The following is a 17597-nucleotide window of genomic DNA, read 5'->3' on the forward strand; positions in this document are numbered from 1 at the left end:
GTTTTCGTGCGCGCATTCTTCGCGACAAGTCCAAAAATACTTCGGTATCGCGGGCTGCGGAGCGGCGTTGGGTCGGTAAGAAGCGTCCTAAATGTCCTTTCGGGGACCGGGACCCTCGGCCTGCACGGGAAGAATATATCTCTTGTTTATGAGTGAGGTTCAACAATGTACGCGGTCATAAAAACCGGCGGCAAGCAATATAAGGTTGCTGCTGGCGAAAAACTTAAAGTAGAACAGATACCGGCTGACATTGGCGCTGAAATCACCATCGACCAGATTCTCGCCGTTGGCGAGGGTGAATCGATTAAGTTCGGTGCACCGCTGGTTAGTGGGGCTTCCGTCAAGGCTACCGTTATCGCCCAGGGTCGTCACCCCAAGGTGAAGATTTTCAAGATGCGCCGTCGCAAGCACTACCAAAAGCGTCAAGGCCATCGCCAAAACTACACCGAGCTGCGTATCGACAGCATCAACGGCTAATCGATAGAGCTAGGTAAGGAGTTAAGTCATGGCACACAAAAAAGCAGGCGGATCGTCCCGTAACGGCCGCGATTCCGAGTCGAAGCGCCTCGGCGTGAAGGTGTACGGCGGTCAGGCAATCCTGGCTGGCGGCATCATCGTTCGCCAACGCGGTACTCGTATGCATGCCGGCGAAAACGTCGGTATTGGTAAGGACCACACGCTGTTTGCACTGGCCGATGGCCACGTGCAATTCGCCATCAAGGGCGCAGCGAAGAAGCAAGTGGTTAGCGTGGTGCCGGCAGCGTAAGCTAAGCCTTTTGCCACCAAAAGGCTCCGCTCTCATGCGGAGCCTTTTTTGTTTGTCCCGTCGCTATCTCCGCGAAATATCGCGAGGCTCACGGGGCGTTGTACAGAATTCAGTATCGTCTGCGGACGGTCGATAAGGCGGAACGGAACCATGAAATTCATTGACGCAGCGCGTATCGAGGTGATCGCCGGGGACGGCGGCAATGGCTCGGCATCGATGCGCCGTGAGAAGTTCGTGCCGTTCGGCGGACCGGACGGCGGCGACGGCGGTCGTGGCGGCAGCGTGTATGCCGTGGCGGATCGCAACATCAATACCCTCATCGATTACCGTTACTCGAAGAAGCATCTGGCGCGCAACGGTGAAACCGGCCGCGGCTCGGATTGCTACGGCAAGGGCGGTGACGACATCCATCTGCGTATGCCGGTGGGCACCATCATCAGCGACATGGACACCGGCGAAGTCATCGCCGACCTGACCGAACACGGCCAGGAAGTGGTCCTCGCGCAAGGCGGTGCAGGCGGTCTGGGTAACCTCCATTTCAAGTCGAGCACGAACCGTGCGCCCCGTCAGAAGACCGACGGCAAGCCCGGCGAGCGCCGCATGCTCCAGCTTGAGCTCAAAGTGCTCGCGGACGTCGGTCTGCTCGGCATGCCCAATGCGGGCAAATCGACTTTCATCGCGTCGGTATCGAACGCGCGTCCGAAGATCGCCGACTATCCGTTCACCACGCTCCACCCGAACCTCGGTGTCGTGCGCACCGCGCCGGGCAAGAGCTTCGTGATCGCCGATATTCCCGGCCTGATCGAAGGCGCCGCCGAAGGTGCCGGCCTGGGTCACCAGTTCCTGCGCCATTTGCAGCGTACGGGCCTGTTGCTGCATATCGTGGACATCGCCCCGTTCGACGAAGGCGTCGATCCGGTGGCGGACGCGAAGGCCATCGTGCTCGAATTGCAGAAGTACGACCAGATGCTGTTCGAGAAGCCCCGTTGGCTGGTGCTCAACAAGGTCGACATGATCCCGGAAGACGAACGCGCCGAGCGCGTGGCCGACTTCCTCAAGCGTTATGACTGGGACGGCCCGACCTTCCAGATCTCGGCGCTGACCGGCGAAGGCTGCGAACACCTGTGCCTTTCGGTGCAGGAGTATCTGTACCAGCAACGCGGTGCCGTCGAAGAAGCGCTGGAAGATGCCGCGCTCGATCCGCGTTTCCGCGCCGGCAGTGCGACCCCCGAGGCCGCCCCCGCTGCCAGCGAACCCGCACCACAAACGCCCCCGGACGATACGCCAAAGGCGTAAACTCCCCATCACTCAAGACACGGGCGGTGCCGTCGCAATGACGTTACCGCCAGTGATCCGGCCACGCTGGCCGTGAGCGGTGCAGAACTGACGGGGCAATCAACGTGTTTGACGTGTTTGACGTGTTGAACGCGTTGAACACATCCGCCGCAGTTGCCCGACGGTGCCAGCGAACCAGCCTTCCCCAATACATCCGCAGGAGAAACCAGTCCCATGCGTTCGGTCATTGCCGATGCCAGGCGGCTCGTGGTGAAAGTGGGTTCCAGCCTTGTGACCAACGATGGTCGCGGCTTGGACGATGTTGCGATTGCGCGTTGGGCGCAGCAGATTGCCGCCCTGCGGCACGGTGGCGACGGGCGTGCGCCAAAGCAAGTGGTGCTCGTGAGTTCGGGCGCCATTGCCGAAGGCATGCAGCGCCTGGGCTGGACGCGTCGTCCGAAAGCCATCGATGAGCTTCAGGCGGCTGCCGCCGTGGGGCAGATGGGGCTCGCACAGGTCTACGAGACCCGTTTCGCCGAGCACGGCGTGCGCACCGCGCAGATTCTGCTCACGCACGCCGATCTGGCCGACCGCGAGCGCTATCTGAACGCCCGGACCACGCTGCTGACCTTGCTGCGTCTTGGCGTGGTGCCGATCATCAACGAGAACGACACGGTCGTAACCGACGAAATCAAGTTCGGCGACAACGACACGCTGGGCGCGCTCGTGACCAACCTGATCGACGGCGACGCGCTGGTCATTCTCACCGACCAGTCGGGGCTTTATACCGCAGACCCGCGCAAGCACCCGGACGCCGAGTTCGTGCACGAAGCGGAAGCAGGCGACGAGCGTCTCGAAGCGATGGCCGGCGGTGCCGGCTCGAGTATCGGCCGTGGCGGCATGCTGACCAAGATTCTGGCGGCCAAGCGCGCGGCGACGAGCGGCGCACACACGGTGATCGCGTCGGGCCGCGAGGCTGACGTACTGGTACGACTGGCCGGCGGCGAGGCGATCGGCACGCAACTGACGGCGCGCACGGCCGTACTGACGGCGCGCAAGCAGTGGATGGCCGATCACTTGCAGGTGCGCGGGCGCGTCGTGATCGATGCGGGCGCGTGCAAGAAGCTGATCGAAGAGGGCAAGAGCCTGCTGCCGATCGGCGTGATCGATGTAGAAGGCACGTTCGCGCGCGGTGAGGTCATTGCGTGTCTGGACGAAGCCGGTCACGAAGTCGCACGCGGCTTGTCGAACTACAGCGCGTCGGAGGCCCGACTCATTCGCCGTCACCCGAGCAGCGATATCGAGCAGGTGCTGGGCTTTGCCAACGAACCCGAGTTGATTCACCGCGACAACCTGATTCTGCGCTGAACGAGACGCGCTACCGGGGCAACTGGGGCGCAAATCGTGAATACGGAAGTAGAAACAAAAACGCCGGCACGATAACCGTGGCCGGCGTTTTTTTATGGCATCGGCGGATGTCGTCGGGCGCCGACGCCAACCGGCGGACGAAATTTCGCCCGCTGCGCGATTACTTGTAGTCGGGGTTGCCCACCGGATAGCGCAGGTTCTGCACGATTTCCTTCGGCTTGCCCAGCGGCGTTTTCTCGCGGCACAGGTAGTCGCGGTACAGGATGCCTTGGTAGGCCGTCGAGCCGTACGGACGAATCTGCCGCCACTCGCTGTTGCGTGCGGCGACCCACGTGCCGTCAGGGCGGCCGGTGGCGTACAGGCGCGTCTCGAACGTCGAGCAGTGCATGCCCTCGAACGACACGTTACGCGCGCCTTCCTTGCTGGTGATGACGGCCACGTAGCGCACCACGCCGTCGTCAGACACTTGCACGGACTTGGTGTCGATCGCGTAGGTCAGCGAGGAGTTCGGCAGGGTGGGGAAGGTGGCGAGATCGGCGTTCTGCGGGGCCGTTGTCGGCATCGTGAAGTCGGATTCCTTCCATTTGCCCTTGGCGGCTTCCTGCTGGGCGAAGTATTCGTCGAGATCCTGAACGGGCTGCGACGTGCTGCTGCAAGCGGCGAGCAGCGTCAGCGCGGCCAGAGGGGCCAGAACGGCGAGGCGCGGAGCGCGGCGGGTGAAAGACAGGCGCATGAGGTGACGGTCAGTAAGACGGCTGATGAGCGAAAGCGGGCGAGGCCGCGCAAAATGTTCTGGGTGATCGACGACGAACGTGACGACGAACACGACGGCAAACGTGACGGCGACGAACACGGGGAATTCAGCACGACGCGGGCATGAAGCCCGCGTACGGATGATGGACAGCGCGGTCGCGGCCCGGTTCAGTGCCCCCCGCCTGCGGAACCCTTACCCGGACTAACGGGGCTATCGGCGCTGCCGGAGCCAAGGCCGCCAGCATGCTCGGCGGTATCGGCGGTATCGGCGGTATCGGCGGTATCGGCAGTATTGGCGGCATCGCCATCGTCGACCGCCACCGAAGCACCGCCGCAATCGTCGCTGTATTCGCCCGAGTGATGCTCGCCCGGGCCGGGATCGATCGCGTCGCCGTACGACCCGCTCGTGGCGCCCGGCGGCAGTTCGCCGATATGGGCACCCGCGCGCGGAAACCGCCGCCGTTCGTGCTGGGCACGCGCAGTCGTGCGCCGCAGATAGCGCGAGAGTTCGTTGAGCGCGAGTTGATACACTTCGCGTTTGAACTCGATCACGGCCTCGAGCGGCACCCAGTATTCGTTCCAGCGCCAGGCGTCGAACTCGGGATGATCGGTCGCACGCAGGCAGATATCGCAATCGCGACCAACCATGCGCAGCAGGAACCAGATTTGTTTCTGGCCCCGGTAATGTCCGCGCACTTCGCGCTTGATGAACTTGTCCGGCACCTCATAACGCAGCCAGTCGCGCGTGCGACCGATGATTTTGACGTGTTCTGGCTTTAGCCCGGTTTCTTCGTGCAATTCTCGGAACATGGCCTGTTCGGGCGTTTCGCCGTACTTGATGCCGCCTTGCGGGAACTGCCAGGAGTGTTCGCCCAGCCGCTTGCCCCAGAACACTTCATTGCGTGCGTTTAAGAGGATGATGCCGACGTTCGGGCGAAAGCCTTCACGGTCAAGCATACAACCACCCTTGAATCCTTTAAAATTGTTTCGATTATAAACAGATAATCACCGGCGCGGCGGCTGGCGGGGCTCGGGCACCCGACCGAAGCAACCCGGCCGTTGACCCCTAATTTTTCCGGAAATCTGCATGAAAGCCTCTCGTTTCTTCATCGGCACCCTCAAGGAAGCTCCCGCGGACGCCGAGATCGTCAGCCACAAGCTGATGGTGCGTGCCGGCATGATCCGTCGCGTTGCCGGCGGTATCTACGATTACCTGCCGATCGGGCTGCGCTCGATTCGCAAGGTCGAAGCCATCGTCCGTGAAGAAATGAACCGCGCCGGCGCGCTCGAACTGCTCATGCCGGCCGTCCAGCCGGCCGAACTCTGGCAGGAATCGGGCCGCTGGCAAAAGTACGGCCCGGAGCTGCTGCGCCTGAAGGACCGCAACGACCGCGATTTCGTGGTCGGGCCGACCCACGAAGAAGTGGTGACGGACATCGCGCGCCGCGAGATCAAGAGCTACCGCCAACTGCCGGTCAACTTCTATCAGGTGCAGAACAAGTTCCGCGACGAGATCCGTCCGCGCTTCGGCGTGATGCGCGGCCGCGAATTCCTGATGAAGGACGCGTACTCGTTCGATAAGGACCGTGCCGGCCTGCAAGTCTCGTATCAGAAGATGTTCGACGCCTATGTGCGCATCTTCACGCGTCTGGGGCTGGATTTCCGCGCGGTCGTGGCCGACAACGGCTCGATCGGCGGCTCGGGTTCGCATGAATTCCACGTGATCGCCGACACCGGCGAAGACGCCATCGCCTACTGCCCGACGTCGGACTATGCGGCCAACGTCGAAATGGCCGAAGCCGTCGCCCCGCAAGGCGAGCGTGCCGCCCCGGCCGAAGGCCTGACCAAGACCGCCACGCCGGGCAAGGCCAAGTGCGAAGCCGTGGCCGAACTGCTGTCGATTCCGCTCGCGCGCACGGTCAAGTCGATCGTGCTGGCGACCGACAGCGAAGACGCCGGCACCACGGTCTGGCTGCTGCTGCTGCGCGGCGATCACGAACTGAACGAGATCAAGGCGAGCAAGGTGCCGGGGCTGACGGACTTCCGTTTTGCCTCCGAAGCCGAGATCGTCGAGTGGTTCGGCACGCCGCCGGGCTATCTGGGCCCGATCGGCACGAAGAAGCCGGTCAAGCTGGTGGTCGACCGCACGGTGGCCAAGATGAGCGACTTCGTGGTCGGCGCCAACGAGGCGGACTTCCACATCACCGGCGTGAACTGGGGCCGCGATCTGCCCGAAGCCGAAGTGGTGGCCGATCTGCGCAACATCGTGCCGGGCGACGCCTCGCCGGACGGCAAGGGCGAGATCGCCCTGTGCCGCGGCATCGAAGTGGGTCACGTGTTCCAGTTGGGCACCAAGTACTCGGATGCCATGGGCGCCACCTTCCTCGACGAGAACGGCAAACCGGCCCCGATGGAAATGGGCTGCTACGGCATTGGTGTCACGCGCGTGCTGGGCGCTGCCATCGAACAGAATTTCGACGATCGCGGCATCATCTGGCCGGAATCGATCGCCCCGTTCGAAGTGGTGCTGTGCCCGATGGGCTACGACCGCAGCGACGCTGTGCGCGCCGCGGCCGACAAGCTCTACGAGGAACTGCTGGCCGCCGGCGTCGACGTCATTCTCGATGACCGTGGCGAGCGCCCGGGCGTGATGTTCGCCGACTGGGAACTGATCGGCGTGCCGCACCGCGTGGTGATCGGCGATCGTGGCCTGAAGGAAGGCAAGATCGAGTATCAGGGCCGTCGCGAGACGGAAGCCCAGTTGCTCGACGCTGCCACCGTGGCCGAGATCGTGACCGGCAAGGTGCGCGCTGCGAAGGCGGTCTGAGCGTCAGTGAGGCGGGAGTGAGTCGAGTCTGGTCGGCACGACCGATGACACCGCACCTGCCAGCCAGCCGCGCAATCTTGTAGAGGTTGAGTCGGCTGGATCCTGCATTACCTGACGGCAGTCGCCTTGGCGGCTGCCGTTGTCATATCCAGAGCATTCTCCGTATGGAATACACGTTCGCTTCGGCCACGATCCTGCTGCTGCTCATCACGGATCCGTTCGGCAATATCCCGATTTTCGTCAACGCGTTGCGTAACGTGCCCGCATCGCGACGGCCGCGCGTGATCGTGCGAGAGGTGCTGATCGCGTTCGCGATTCTGCTGCTGTTCATGCTTGTGGGCGATCGCTTCCTGCGGATGATGAGCCTGACCGATCTGTCGCTGCAACTGGCGGGCGGCATCGTGCTGTTTCTGATTGCGCTGCGCATGATCTTCCCGCATCCCGATCAGGGCTCGCTGCCGACGGCGGGTGAGCCGCTCATCGTGCCGCTGGCGATTCCCGCGCTTGCCGGGCCGTCGGCGCTGGCAACCGTCATGCTGCTGGTGTCGCAACAGCCGGGCAGGATGCTCGAATGGATTACGGCGCTGAGCGTGACGATGGCCGTGTGTGCCGTGGTGCTGTTGCTGGCCGACCGCATCGAGCGCCTGCTTGGGTCACGCGTGGTGGCGGCGTTCGAGCGTCTGATGGGGCTGATTCTCGTGGCGATCTCGGTCGAGATGATCCTCAAGGGCGTGAAAGTCTTCGTGCATCAGTTCTGAGCGCATGCATCGAAGGCATCGCTGGCATCGGCAGCAAAAGAAAAGGGCCCCGAGGGGCCCTTTCTTCATGGCGACCTGACTGACGTCAACACGACATCAGCGCGGCGTCGTCAGTGCGCGAATCGTCGGCAGGTTACGCCAGTAACCCTTGGCATCCATGCCGCAGCCGAAGACGTAGCGATCGGGCACGGTAAAGCCGCAGAAGTCGGGATGCGACGGCTTGTCCTTGGCGAGAATCTTCTCGCACAGCACGGCGCTGTAGAACTTCGACGCGCCCATCTCGAGAATCCGGTCGCGAATGGCGGCCATCGTCGCACCTTCGTCGAGGATGTCGTCGAGCACGAGCACCACGCGATCACGCACCGAGTCACGCGGGGCGACACGCCACTGCATGGCACCGCCAGTGGTGGTGTTGTTGTAGCGCGAGAGGTGGATGTAGTCGAACTCGAGCGGGAAGTCGAGGCGCGGCAGCAGCATGCCGGTGAAGACGGCGGCGCCGCCCATGACCGACAGCACCATCGGGAATTCGTCGCCGATGGCGGCCTTGATGGCACCGGCCATCTGGTCGACCGAGGCGTTGACCTGGTCGGACGAGACGATTTCTTCGGAATTACGGAAAACTTCGAGGGCTTCTTCGCGGTTCATATGGGGCGACCCTGTATCACTTGTTGCGGGGGATGTCGCTATTTGCGGCCCGGAGTATATACGGAATAGCCGGCGTTGACCGGATCTGTCCGAAATCTGACGGGCCGCAACCCTGCGACCGGGGAGAGAACGTCTGCGCGCTTAGCGCATGCCCGGCATCATGCCCTTCATGCTGCGCATCATCTTCATCATGCCGCCGCCCTTGAGCTTCTTCATCATCGTGCGCATCTGGTCGTACTGATTGAGCATGCGGTTGACTTCCTGCACCTGCACGCCTGCGCCGGCAGCGATGCGGCGCTTGCGGCTGGCCTTGATCAGTTCCGGCTTGGCGCGCTCGGTCGGCGTCATCGAGTTGATGATGCCTTCCATGCGGCGCACCTGCTTCTCGGCCTGATCCATATTGGTCTGGCTGGCGGCGGCCTGGAACTGCGCCGGCAGCTTGTCCATGAGCGAGGAAAGCCCGCCCATTTTCTTCATCTGGCCGATCTGCGCCTTGAAGTCGTTCAGATCGAAGTCACCGCCTTTCTTGACCTTCTCTGCGAGCTTCTGGGCGGCCTGCACGTCCACGCCGCGCTGGGCTTCCTCGACGAGCGCGAGAATGTCGCCCATGCCGAGAATCCGGTTCGCCATGCGGTCCGGGTGGAAGACTTCGAGGCCGTCGAGCTTTTCGCCCACACCGACGAACTTGATCGGCTTGCCGGTGATGTGACGCACCGACAGCGCGGCACCGCCACGCGAGTCGCCGTCGAGCTTGGTGAGCACCACGCCGGTGAGCGGCAGCGCTTCGTTGAAGGCACGGGCGGTGTTCACGGCGTCCTGACCGAGCATGGCGTCAACGACGAACAGCGTTTCGATCGGTTTCAGCTCCGTATGCAGGGCGGTAATTTCCTGCATCATCGCTTCGTCGATACCCAGACGGCCGGCCGTGTCGACGAGCAGCACGTCGTGGTGATGGCGGCGTGCCCAGTCCACCGCCGCGCGGGCGATGTCGACCGGTTTCTGATCGGGTTGCGACGGGAAGAAGTCGGCGTCGACCTGTTCGGTCACCGTCTGCAACTGCGCGATAGCGGCAGGGCGGTAGACGTCGACGGAAACGGTGAGGACTTTCTTCTTCTGCGCGCGCAGCAGCTTGGCGAGCTTACCGACGGTGGTGGTCTTACCCGCACCTTGCAGACCGGCCATCAGGATGATGGCGGGCGGGGTGGTGGCGAGATTGAGTTCGGCGGCGCGGCCTTCGTAGTCGCCGCCCATGAGCGCGGTGAGTTCGCGCTGGACCACGCCCACGAGCGCCTGACCCGGCGAGAGGCTGCCGACGACTTCTTCGCCGAGCGCCTTTTCGCGCACCTTGGCGACGAAATCGCGGACCACGGGCAGGGCAACGTCAGCCTCAAGCAGGGCAAGGCGCACTTCGCGCAGCATTTCCTGCGTGTTGGCCTCGGTCAGACGGGCTTCGCCGCGCAGGGTCTTGACGACCTTGGCAAGGCGCGTAGTGAGATTGTCGAGCATGAAACGTATCCTGTAAGACCCGCAGTGGCCCGGTGGGCGGGCGTGCCCGGGCGAGTGAGCAGCACGGCAGCGCGCCCGTCATGGGCTGGTGTAAACTTCAAACATGACTATTTTACTGTATGCGCTGACCGCCATCCTCTACGCCGGGTTGGCGGTTTGTTCTTGGCAAGGTTACCGGCGCGATGCCGCACTCGCGATGGCGGGCGGGCAACTCGCGCCTGCGCCGGTCACGGGCACGCCTTCGCGCTGGCCGATGCAGCTTTCGCTGTTCGTCGCGCTCGCGCTGCACGGGGTGTTGCTGCATCAGACGATCTTCCGTGCCGACAGCATGCACTTCGGTTTCGCGTACATGCTCTCGGCCATGCTCTGGCTCTCAGTGGGCATCTACTGGATCGAAAGTTTCTTCTTCCCGCTCGACAGCCTGCGGCTAATGGTCACACCGATCGCGGCGGTGGCCTGCATCCTGCCGCTGATCTTTCCCGACGTGCGAATTCTCGGCTTTGCGGCCGAACCGATCTTCAAGGTGCACTTCATCATCGCGAACATGGCGTATGGCCTGTTCGCACTCGCGGCGCTGCATGCGCTGCTGATGATTTATGCCGAGCGGCAACTGCATCCGTCGCGCGGCAGCGAGCCGACTGGCTGGCTGGCCCGCTGGCTCGAAACACTGCCGCCGCTGCTCACGATGGAGAAGCTGCTGTTCCGCCTGATCGGTGCGGGCTTCGTGCTGCTCACGCTGACGCTGATTTCCGGCGTGATGTTCTCCGAGGCGCTCTTCGGGCGCGCGGTGCGCATCGATCACAAGACCGTGTTCGCGGTGGTGTCGTGGCTGATGTTCGGCGCGGTGCTGCTGGGGCGGCATTTTTATGGGTGGCGCGGTAAGGTCGCGCTGCGTTGGGTTCTGGCGTCATTCGTGGCGCTGTTGCTGGCGTATGTCGGTTCTCGCTTCGTGCTAGAGGTGGTGCTGCATCGCATGACGGAGACTTGAAGCGCGATGCGCAATATCTTGCTGTTACTGGTGTTGTTGGTGCTGGGCACCTGGTGGATGCGTCATAACGAGCGCAAGCGCGATGCCGACCGTATGCGCCCGCCGCCCGCGAGCGGGGCGAAGACCACCGTGCAACAGTCGCTGCCGCCGGCCGAGCGCATGGTGCGCTGCCAGGAGTGCGATACCTATCTGCCCGAGAGCGACGCGATACATGGCGCCGGCGGCACGCATTTTTGCAGTGGCGCGCATCGCGACGCCTATCTCGCGCGCGAACGCCGCGCCTGAGCCCCGAAGCGCGGCCTCACCGCGCATACGTCGGGGCCCATTCCTCGCATATTCCCCGCGCTTTCTTTCCCGCTGCCTCTCTCTATTAGCAAGCCTGCCCCGGTGGCCGGCTTGCGCATGCCTGTCGCATGCACTAAAACACAGTAACCAGCCCCGTACAAAACAAGAACAAGCATGACGAGACGGGATGGGGGATCAGTCGACAGGAGGGCGCCATATGTTGATGCGCAGACGGATGTATTTCCTTCTTCCCGATTTGGCGAGTGCGCAGCGCACGATGAGTGACCTGCTGCTGGCGCGAATCGAGGAGCGTCACATCCACTTCATGGCACGTGACGAAATGGACCTGGAGGGACTGCACGAGGCTAACCTCCTACAGACTTCCGATATCGTGCACGGCGCCGAAGCCGGGCTCGTGATCGGTGGCTTCTGTGGGCTGGCAGTCGGTGCAGTCGCGGCGTTTTTCCCCATCGTGGGCACACGTCCCCAATGGGAGTTGATGATCATTACCGCGCCGCTCGGTTCGCTGTTCGGCGCGTGGGTGTCGAGCATGATCGGCGTATCGGTGCCGAACTCGCGGCTCAAGATGTTCCGCGAGCCGCTGGAGCAAGGCCAGATTCTGCTGATGGTCGATGTGCGCGAGAGCCGCGTCGACGAGGTTCGCGAGATGTTGAAAGCGCACCATCCCGAAGCGCATATGGAAGGGGTGGAGGCGGCGATTCCGGCATTTCCGTGATCGATGGGTTCATCCGGCCGGCAACGGCCAATGGCGCCGCCCCTGTGAGCGGTGCGGGGTGGTACGCGTGTTGCACGACACGAGTCCGTTGCCACCCCCGGGCGTGGCAACGCCCATGGAAGCCTCTCGGCCTAGAACGGCGAGAGGCTTCTTCTTTGGGGATTCTGCCGATTTTTTTCCGGGCATCGGGCGGGCACAGTAGCGGGAGTGCGCATCACATCGTGCGTCATATCGAGCATCCCTTGACACCCCGCCACGACCGTTGGGCCCCGCGTCGGCGGCGTTACGCCAAGTGGGCTACAATGGCGCCCCTCGCTCTACGGGAGATCGCCGTGCCCGTCATGCTCCAGTCATTTGTGTCCCCTATCGTTGCCCACCGGCCGGATCGCCGCGTCAGCGCTTGCGCTGCGGTATCTCGTATGTTGTCGCGGGGCGCGGCATGAACGCACCGGATCGATCGAAGGTCGAAGGCGCGCCGAACCGGCTGCCGGTCTTCACGCTCGACACCGAAGGCTGGGTGCGCGAAGCGCAGCGACTGCCATCGCCGAATTTCGATGCACGTCCGGCCGGGCTGCCGACCGACTTGCTCGTGGTGCACAACATCTCGCTGCCGCCGGGGCAGTTCGGCGGCGACGAGATTCCCGCGTTCTTCCAGAACCGGCTCGACCACGACGCGCATCCGTTCTTCGACGAGATTCGCGGCGTACACGTGTCGTCGCACTTTCTCGTGCGCCGCGATGGTGCGTTGCAACAGTTCGTGTCGTGCGACGCCCGGGCATGGCACGCCGGTGCATCGTCGTTCGAAGGGCGGGCGCGCTGCAACGATTTCTCGATCGGGGTGGAGCTGGAAGGCACCGACGAGACGCCGTTCACCGAGGCGCAGTACGCGACGCTGGCGGCGCTGACGCAAACGTTGCAGCTGCGTTACCCGATTCAAGCTGTCGCCGGACATGCCGATATAGCACCGGGCCGGAAGACGGATCCGGGGCCGCATTTCGAGTGGCAGCGGTGGCGCCGGATGGCGGGCCTGAACCCTGCGATGTTGCCGTTTCAACCGGCGGATTAACCCCCATGCCGGACTAGGTTTTGCTTGACACGGCGACGCCACGGGCCTTCCCGGCGACACAAATTTTTGAGTTTGCGGAGTGCGTCATCTCCACTATACTTAGTGCCAATTCGGGTGCCGACCACTATATGTAGTGGTTTTTCATGAGGTCGGCGCAGGAAGCAATATCCATCAATACCGTGCTGTCCCGCGGCGTTTTGTGGGGCGGTACAGCAGCAAAGCCGTGCAGCGGACACCTCGAACCCTTGGCCGTCCGTCGGTCGTACGGTGTTCAGCACTTCGCTCCATCGGCGCCCCCAAGGGCGCATTTTTGCCGGCCGTCAAACTGGTAGAGACGCGCTAACAGCACCATCTCATTGGAACGGGAGTTTTTACATGCAGACTAACGAAAACCTCACCCGCCCGAACCCGACGGCCGCCGCGAATGCCGGCAGCACGGGTGCGTCGGCGCCCCAAACCACGGGCGCCTTCGAACCGGCGACCAACGCCGACTTCAAAGTGATTCGACGTAACGGCGCGGTGGTGGGTTTCGAGCCGTCGAAGATCGCCATCGCCGTGACCAAGGCGTTCCTCGCCGTGAACGGCGGTCAGGGTGCGGCTTCGGCGCGTGTTCGCGAACTCGTGGAGCAACTGACGCAAGCCGTCGTGCGTGCGCTGGTGCGCAGCCGCCCGAACGGCGGTACGTTCCACATCGAAGACATTCAGGATCAGGTCGAACTCGCGCTCATGCGCGAAGGCGAGCACAACGTCGCACGTGCCTACGTGCTGTATCGCGAAAAGCGTTCGCAAGAGCGTGCTCACTCGGTCGAAACCACGCAAGAATCGGCAGCGCCTGACGCGCCGGTGCTGCGTGTCACCGACAACGGCGTGACGCGCTCCCTCGACATGGGCGTGCTGCGTGGCGTAGTGCAGGCTGCTTGCGAAAACCTCGGCAACGAAGTCAGCGCCGAGCCGATTCTGACCGAAACCCTCAAGAACCTGTACGACGGCGTGCCGCTGTCGCAGGTGTACGACTCGGCGATCCTCGCCTCGCGTACCCTCATCGAGAAAGAGCCGGCGTACAGCCTCGTCACCGCTCGTATTCTGATGCACACGATCCGCCGCGAAATCCTCGGCGAAGAAGTGCCGCAGGGCGAGATGGCAGCCCGTTACGTCGAATACTTCCCGCGCTTCATCAAGCAAGGCGTGGAAGCCGAACTGCTCGACGAGCAACTGCTCACGTATGACCTGGCCAAGCTGGGCGCCGCACTCGACGCGTCGCGCGACCTCCAGTTCAACTATCTGGGTCTGCAAACGCTGTACGACCGCTACTTCCTGCATATCGACAGCCATCGCATCGAAATGCCGCAGGCGTTCTACATGCGCGTGGCAATGGGTCTGGCATTGAACGAAGTCGAGCGCGAAGCGCGCGCGATCGAGTTCTATCAGATCCTCTCGAGCTTCGACTTCATGAGCTCGACCCCGACGCTGTTCAACTCGGGTACGCGCCGCTCGCAGCTGTCGTCGTGCTACCTGACGACCGTCTCGGACGATCTGGAAGGCATTTACGAAGCGCTCAAGGAAAACGCACTGCTGTCGAAGTTTGCCGGCGGTCTGGGCAACGACTGGACGCAGGTTCGCGCGCTCGGCTCGCATATCAAGGGCACGAACGGCAAGAGCCAGGGCGTGGTGCCGTTCCTGAAGGTGGTCAACGACACGGCCGTGGCCGTGAACCAGGGCGGCAAGCGCAAGGGCGCGGTCTGCGCGTACCTGGAAACGTGGCACCTGGATATCGAAGAATTCCTGGAACTGCGCAAGAACACCGGCGACGACCGTCGCCGTACGCACGACATGAACACGGCGAACTGGATTCCCGATCTGTTCATGAAGCGCGTGATGGAAGGCGGTGAATGGACGCTGTTCTCGCCGTCGACCTGCCCGGACCTGCACGACAAGTACGGCAAGGCCTTCGAGCAGGCGTACACCGCCTACGAAGACAAGGCAGCGCGCGGCGAACTGAAGCTGTTCAAGAAGGTGCCGGCACAAGCGCTCTGGCGCAAGATGCTGGGCATGCTGTTCGAAACCGGCCACCCGTGGATCACGTTCAAGGACCCGTGCAACATCCGTTCGCCGCAGCAGCACGTGGGCGTGGTGCACTCGTCGAACCTGTGCACGGAAATCACGCTGAACACGAGCGAGACCGAAATTGCCGTGTGTAACCTCGGCTCGGTGAACCTGGTGGCTCACCTGAAACAGACGGCCAACGGCTACGAGCTGGATCACGAGAAGCTGCAACGCACCGTTCGCGTGGCGATGCGCATGCTCGACAACGTGATCGACATCAATTACTACGCCGTGACGAAGGCGCGTAATTCGAACCTGCATCACCGTCCGGTGGGCATGGGCATCATGGGTTTCCAGGACTGCCTGCACCTGCTGCGCACGCCGTACGCGTCCGACGATGCCGTCGAGTTCGCCGACCGTTCGATGGAAGCCGTTTGCTACTACGCCTACTGGGCGTCGAGCGAGCTGGCCAAGGAACGCGGTCAGTACTCGTCGTACAAGGGCTCGCTGTGGGATCGCGGCATCCTGCCGCAAGACTCGATCAAGCTGCTGGCTGAAGAGCGCGGTGGCTACCTCGAAGTCGACCAGTCGGCAACGCTGGACTGGGACAGCCTGCGCAAGCACATCGCTTCGCACGGCATGCGCAACTCGAACTGCGTGGCGATCGCACCGACCGCAACGATCTCGAACATCATCGGCGTGTCGGCCTGTATCGAGCCGACGTTCCAGAACCTGTACGTGAAGTCGAACCTGTCGGGTGAATTCACGGTGGTGAACGAGTATCTGGTGCGTGATCTGAAGGCGCGTGGCCTGTGGGACGAAGTGATGGTCGCCGACCTGAAGTACTTCGACGGCTCGCTCTCGCGTATCGACCGCGTGCCGGCCGATCTGCGTGAAATCTACGCCACGGCATTCGAAGTCGAGCCGAAGTGGCTGGTCGAAGCGGCCTCGCGTCGTCAGAAGTGGATCGATCAGGCGCAGTCGCTCAATATCTATATGGGCGGCGCTTCGGGCAAGAAGCTCGACGAGACGTACAAGCTGGCGTGGACGCGCGGTCTGAAGACCACGTACTACCTCCGTACGATGTCGGCCACGCACGTCGAGAAGTCGACGGTGAACCACGGCGCGCTGAACTCGGTGAGTTCGGGCGGTGTGACGCCGACGAGCAGCTTCTCGGCCGAGCCGACCTCGCCGTTGGCCCAGCCGATGCCGGAAGCCGAAGGCGCGGTCTGCACGATGCGTCCGGGCGATGCCGGTTTCGACGAGTGCGAAGCCTGCCAGTAATTTGAGTTCGTGCCGGTGCCGGTTCGGTGCCGGCCACTCGGAAAAAACCCCGTCGGTCCCTCAGGGCGACGGGGTTTTTTCTTGGGTGTCTTCCCGCTCAGGTCAGGTCACGCCAGATCAATCCGCATCGACAGGTTGAGCGTCTCGCCATGCGGCACCCGGGCGTGGTCGTGATCGAAGTCACCGACGCGATGCGTCGACGGCTCCAGGCACAGGTAGGGGCGCCCAGCGGGCGAGTGCACCACGAGCCACGAGGCATCGTCGCTGCGCACCGTCGCCGAGCGCAGGCCGCCGGCGTAGTCGATGCGCGCATCGAACCGACCGGCCTCGGTGGGCACTTCAGCGAACCACGTCGAGCGGCCTTTGCTGTCGAGCCCGCCGCCGACCGACACCACCTCGATGGCGCCGACATGAATGCGCTGTTCGCTCGGCCACCGGACGTCTTCCGAGGGCGAGCGCCAGATGGACTCCGCTTCGAACGTCAGACGCGCCCCGGCGGGCCAACGGAAGTAAGGATGCAGACCGAGCCCGGCCGGCATCTCGCCCGCGGAGAGATTGGTGAGCGAGAGCTGCATGTCGACACCTTGCGCATCGAGCGATATCGACAGATAGGCCTGATAGTGCCAAGGCCACTCGGGTTGTGCGGGGCTGTCGAGTTGCAGCACGCAGCAGTGCGCGCTCTCGTCCACGACTTCCCAAGGGCGGCGCAGCCCCCAGCCGTGCAGCGAACTGGAGGCCACTGCCGCGTCACGGGCGGCGATGGCTCGGCCTTGCCAATGGAGCGTGTCGTCACGCAACTGATTGGTATAGGGCAGCATCGGAAACGCGCCGGCCTTCGGCCATTCGTCCGATACAAAGGGTTCGTTGCCGAGTGGTATGAGGTAGTCGAACAGATCGCCGCGTGTGTCGCGCCGCGCCAGTCGGGCGAGCCGCCCGCCGCAGCCCGGTTGCACTTCGGCGATCAACGACCCGGCCGAGAGCCGGAGCGGTTTGCCCGGGGTGAGGGTGAGCGGTGTCGCGCCCGGGGGAAGCGTCGCGAGGGCGCGTGCGTTGCCGGCATCAGGGGAATGCATCGTCAGTATCTCCTTCGTCTCCTTCGCGTCTTGACGCGCCGCGCGTCCGGATCTGCCGTCCGGGTTCGCTGCGCGGGTGACGCGTGACGCATAGGATACGCCCGATGTTGTCGTGCCGAGTGGCTCGCCGCCAACGTCGCGCCAGGCGCTGCGCAAACCCTACCGCCCGCCCGCAAATCGTGGCAACATGCCGGTCCCGCGGGGCTTGGCGGGCGTGGCACGAG

At 63.4% G+C, this 17597-nt stretch carries 16 protein-coding genes; 11 read left to right on the top strand and 5 right to left on the bottom strand.

The genetic code is table 11. From position 1 onward, the window contains the following. The first annotated feature begins 165 nt into the window (after nucleotides 1-165). The 4 genes from rplU to proB all read left to right on the top strand — a co-directional run bounded on the left by rplU (nucleotide 166) and on the right by proB (nucleotide 3409). On the top strand, nucleotides 166-477 hold the full coding sequence (gene rplU / locus CDV44_RS01445; RefSeq protein WP_058376175.1) for a 50S ribosomal protein L21: 312 nt from the start codon (nucleotides 166-168) through the stop codon (nucleotides 475-477). 28 nt (nucleotides 478-505) lie between these two features. Next, entirely contained in the window at nucleotides 506-766 is a 261-nt protein-coding gene (rpmA, locus tag CDV44_RS01450) for a 50S ribosomal protein L27 (protein WP_017234735.1), read from the top strand. Nucleotides 767-916: 150 nt separating this feature from the next. After that, nucleotides 917-2062 (top strand): Obg family GTPase CgtA, encoded by a 1146-nt coding sequence (gene cgtA / locus CDV44_RS01455; protein WP_087686374.1) that lies wholly within the window; start codon nucleotides 917-919, stop codon nucleotides 2060-2062. Nucleotides 2063-2275: 213 nt separating this feature from the next. After that, on the top strand, nucleotides 2276-3409 hold the full coding sequence (proB, locus tag CDV44_RS01460; RefSeq protein ID WP_087686375.1) for a glutamate 5-kinase: 1134 nt from the start codon (nucleotides 2276-2278) through the stop codon (nucleotides 3407-3409). A gap of 160 nt (nucleotides 3410-3569) precedes the next feature. Here proB and CDV44_RS01465 read toward each other — a convergent pair whose 3' ends face one another. Further along, nucleotides 3570-4262: a CNP1-like family protein gene (locus tag CDV44_RS01465; RefSeq protein ID WP_087686376.1), complete on the bottom strand. Its 693-nt coding sequence runs from the start codon at nucleotides 4260-4262 to the stop codon at nucleotides 3570-3572. Between the two features lie 68 nt (nucleotides 4263-4330). Beyond that, nucleotides 4331-5119 (bottom strand): RNA pyrophosphohydrolase, encoded by a 789-nt coding sequence (locus tag CDV44_RS01470; RefSeq protein ID WP_249277366.1) that lies wholly within the window; start codon nucleotides 5117-5119, stop codon nucleotides 4331-4333. Between the two features lie 130 nt (nucleotides 5120-5249). Between CDV44_RS01470 and CDV44_RS01475 the strand changes: the two genes are divergently transcribed. Both CDV44_RS01475 and CDV44_RS01480 read left to right on the top strand, forming a co-directional pair. Next, nucleotides 5250-6989 (top strand): proline--tRNA ligase, encoded by a 1740-nt coding sequence (locus CDV44_RS01475; protein ID WP_087686377.1) that lies wholly within the window; start codon nucleotides 5250-5252, stop codon nucleotides 6987-6989. Between the two features lie 164 nt (nucleotides 6990-7153). Next, on the top strand, nucleotides 7154-7747 hold the full coding sequence (locus tag CDV44_RS01480) for a MarC family protein (RefSeq protein WP_058376170.1): 594 nt from the start codon (nucleotides 7154-7156) through the stop codon (nucleotides 7745-7747). Between the two features lie 96 nt (nucleotides 7748-7843). Here CDV44_RS01480 and CDV44_RS01485 read toward each other — a convergent pair whose 3' ends face one another. Both CDV44_RS01485 and ffh read right to left on the bottom strand, forming a co-directional pair. Then, nucleotides 7844-8392 carry a hypoxanthine-guanine phosphoribosyltransferase gene (locus CDV44_RS01485; protein WP_058376169.1) on the bottom strand — a complete coding sequence of 183 codons (549 nt, stop codon included), beginning with the start codon at nucleotides 8390-8392 and terminating at the stop codon, nucleotides 7844-7846. 141 nt (nucleotides 8393-8533) lie between these two features. Then, a complete protein-coding gene (gene ffh, locus CDV44_RS01490) occupies nucleotides 8534-9898 on the bottom strand; it encodes a signal recognition particle protein (protein ID WP_058376168.1) in 1365 nt (454 codons plus the stop codon). Nucleotides 9899-10001: 103 nt separating this feature from the next. On the opposite strand from ffh, the gene CDV44_RS01495 reads away from it, so the two are divergent. From CDV44_RS01495 to CDV44_RS01515, 5 genes are all read left to right on the top strand, one after another. After that, nucleotides 10002-10886, top strand: a complete 885-nt coding sequence (locus tag CDV44_RS01495) for an inner membrane protein YpjD (RefSeq protein ID WP_087686378.1) — start codon at nucleotides 10002-10004, stop codon at nucleotides 10884-10886. Between the two features lie 6 nt (nucleotides 10887-10892). Further along, nucleotides 10893-11171, top strand: coding sequence for a PP0621 family protein (locus CDV44_RS01500; protein ID WP_087686379.1), 279 nt, complete (start codon nucleotides 10893-10895; stop codon nucleotides 11169-11171). A 223-nt stretch (nucleotides 11172-11394) separates the two neighbouring features. Then, nucleotides 11395-11907, top strand: a complete 513-nt coding sequence (locus CDV44_RS01505; RefSeq protein ID WP_058379914.1) for a DUF1269 domain-containing protein — start codon at nucleotides 11395-11397, stop codon at nucleotides 11905-11907. 439 nt (nucleotides 11908-12346) lie between these two features. After that, entirely contained in the window at nucleotides 12347-12973 is a 627-nt protein-coding gene (ampD, locus tag CDV44_RS01510; protein ID WP_087686380.1) for a 1,6-anhydro-N-acetylmuramyl-L-alanine amidase AmpD, read from the top strand. Nucleotides 12974-13348: 375 nt separating this feature from the next. Beyond that, nucleotides 13349-16300 (top strand): ribonucleoside-diphosphate reductase subunit alpha, encoded by a 2952-nt coding sequence (locus CDV44_RS01515; protein WP_087686381.1) that lies wholly within the window; start codon nucleotides 13349-13351, stop codon nucleotides 16298-16300. A gap of 107 nt (nucleotides 16301-16407) precedes the next feature. On the opposite strand, the gene CDV44_RS01520 is transcribed toward CDV44_RS01515, so the two are convergent. Next, nucleotides 16408-17373, bottom strand: coding sequence for a hypothetical protein (locus CDV44_RS01520; protein WP_087686382.1), 966 nt, complete (start codon nucleotides 17371-17373; stop codon nucleotides 16408-16410). Between the last annotated feature and the right edge of the window lie 224 nt (nucleotides 17374-17597).

The sequence above is a fragment of the Pandoraea sp. PE-S2R-1 genome (assembly GCF_002179865.1).
GTDB lineage: Bacteria > Pseudomonadota > Gammaproteobacteria > Burkholderiales > Burkholderiaceae > Pandoraea.

What these genes read in the sequence shown, in the direction of transcription:
- rplU (WP_058376175.1), top strand. Translation starts at nt 166, where the DNA reads ATGTACGCGGTCATAAAAACCGGCGGCAAGCAATATAAGGTTGCTGCT.
- rpmA (WP_017234735.1), top strand. Translation starts at nt 506, where the DNA reads ATGGCACACAAAAAAGCAGGCGGATCGTCCCGTAACGGCCGCGATTCC.
- cgtA (WP_087686374.1), top strand. Translation starts at nt 917, where the DNA reads ATGAAATTCATTGACGCAGCGCGTATCGAGGTGATCGCCGGGGACGGC.
- proB (WP_087686375.1), top strand. Translation starts at nt 2,276, where the DNA reads ATGCGTTCGGTCATTGCCGATGCCAGGCGGCTCGTGGTGAAAGTGGGT.
- CDV44_RS01470 (WP_249277366.1), bottom strand. Translation starts at nt 5,119, where the DNA reads ATGCTTGACCGTGAAGGCTTTCGCCCGAACGTCGGCATCATCCTCTTA.
- CDV44_RS01475 (WP_087686377.1), top strand. Translation starts at nt 5,250, where the DNA reads ATGAAAGCCTCTCGTTTCTTCATCGGCACCCTCAAGGAAGCTCCCGCG.
- CDV44_RS01480 (WP_058376170.1), top strand. Translation starts at nt 7,154, where the DNA reads ATGGAATACACGTTCGCTTCGGCCACGATCCTGCTGCTGCTCATCACG.
- CDV44_RS01485 (WP_058376169.1), bottom strand. Translation starts at nt 8,392, where the DNA reads ATGAACCGCGAAGAAGCCCTCGAAGTTTTCCGTAATTCCGAAGAAATC.
- ffh (WP_058376168.1), bottom strand. Translation starts at nt 9,898, where the DNA reads ATGCTCGACAATCTCACTACGCGCCTTGCCAAGGTCGTCAAGACCCTG.
- CDV44_RS01495 (WP_087686378.1), top strand. Translation starts at nt 10,002, where the DNA reads ATGACTATTTTACTGTATGCGCTGACCGCCATCCTCTACGCCGGGTTG.
- CDV44_RS01500 (WP_087686379.1), top strand. Translation starts at nt 10,893, where the DNA reads ATGCGCAATATCTTGCTGTTACTGGTGTTGTTGGTGCTGGGCACCTGG.
- CDV44_RS01505 (WP_058379914.1), top strand. Translation starts at nt 11,395, where the DNA reads ATGCGCAGACGGATGTATTTCCTTCTTCCCGATTTGGCGAGTGCGCAG.
- ampD (WP_087686380.1), top strand. Translation starts at nt 12,347, where the DNA reads ATGAACGCACCGGATCGATCGAAGGTCGAAGGCGCGCCGAACCGGCTG.
- CDV44_RS01515 (WP_087686381.1), top strand. Translation starts at nt 13,349, where the DNA reads ATGCAGACTAACGAAAACCTCACCCGCCCGAACCCGACGGCCGCCGCG.
- CDV44_RS01520 (WP_087686382.1), bottom strand. Translation starts at nt 17,373, where the DNA reads ATGCATTCCCCTGATGCCGGCAACGCACGCGCCCTCGCGACGCTTCCC.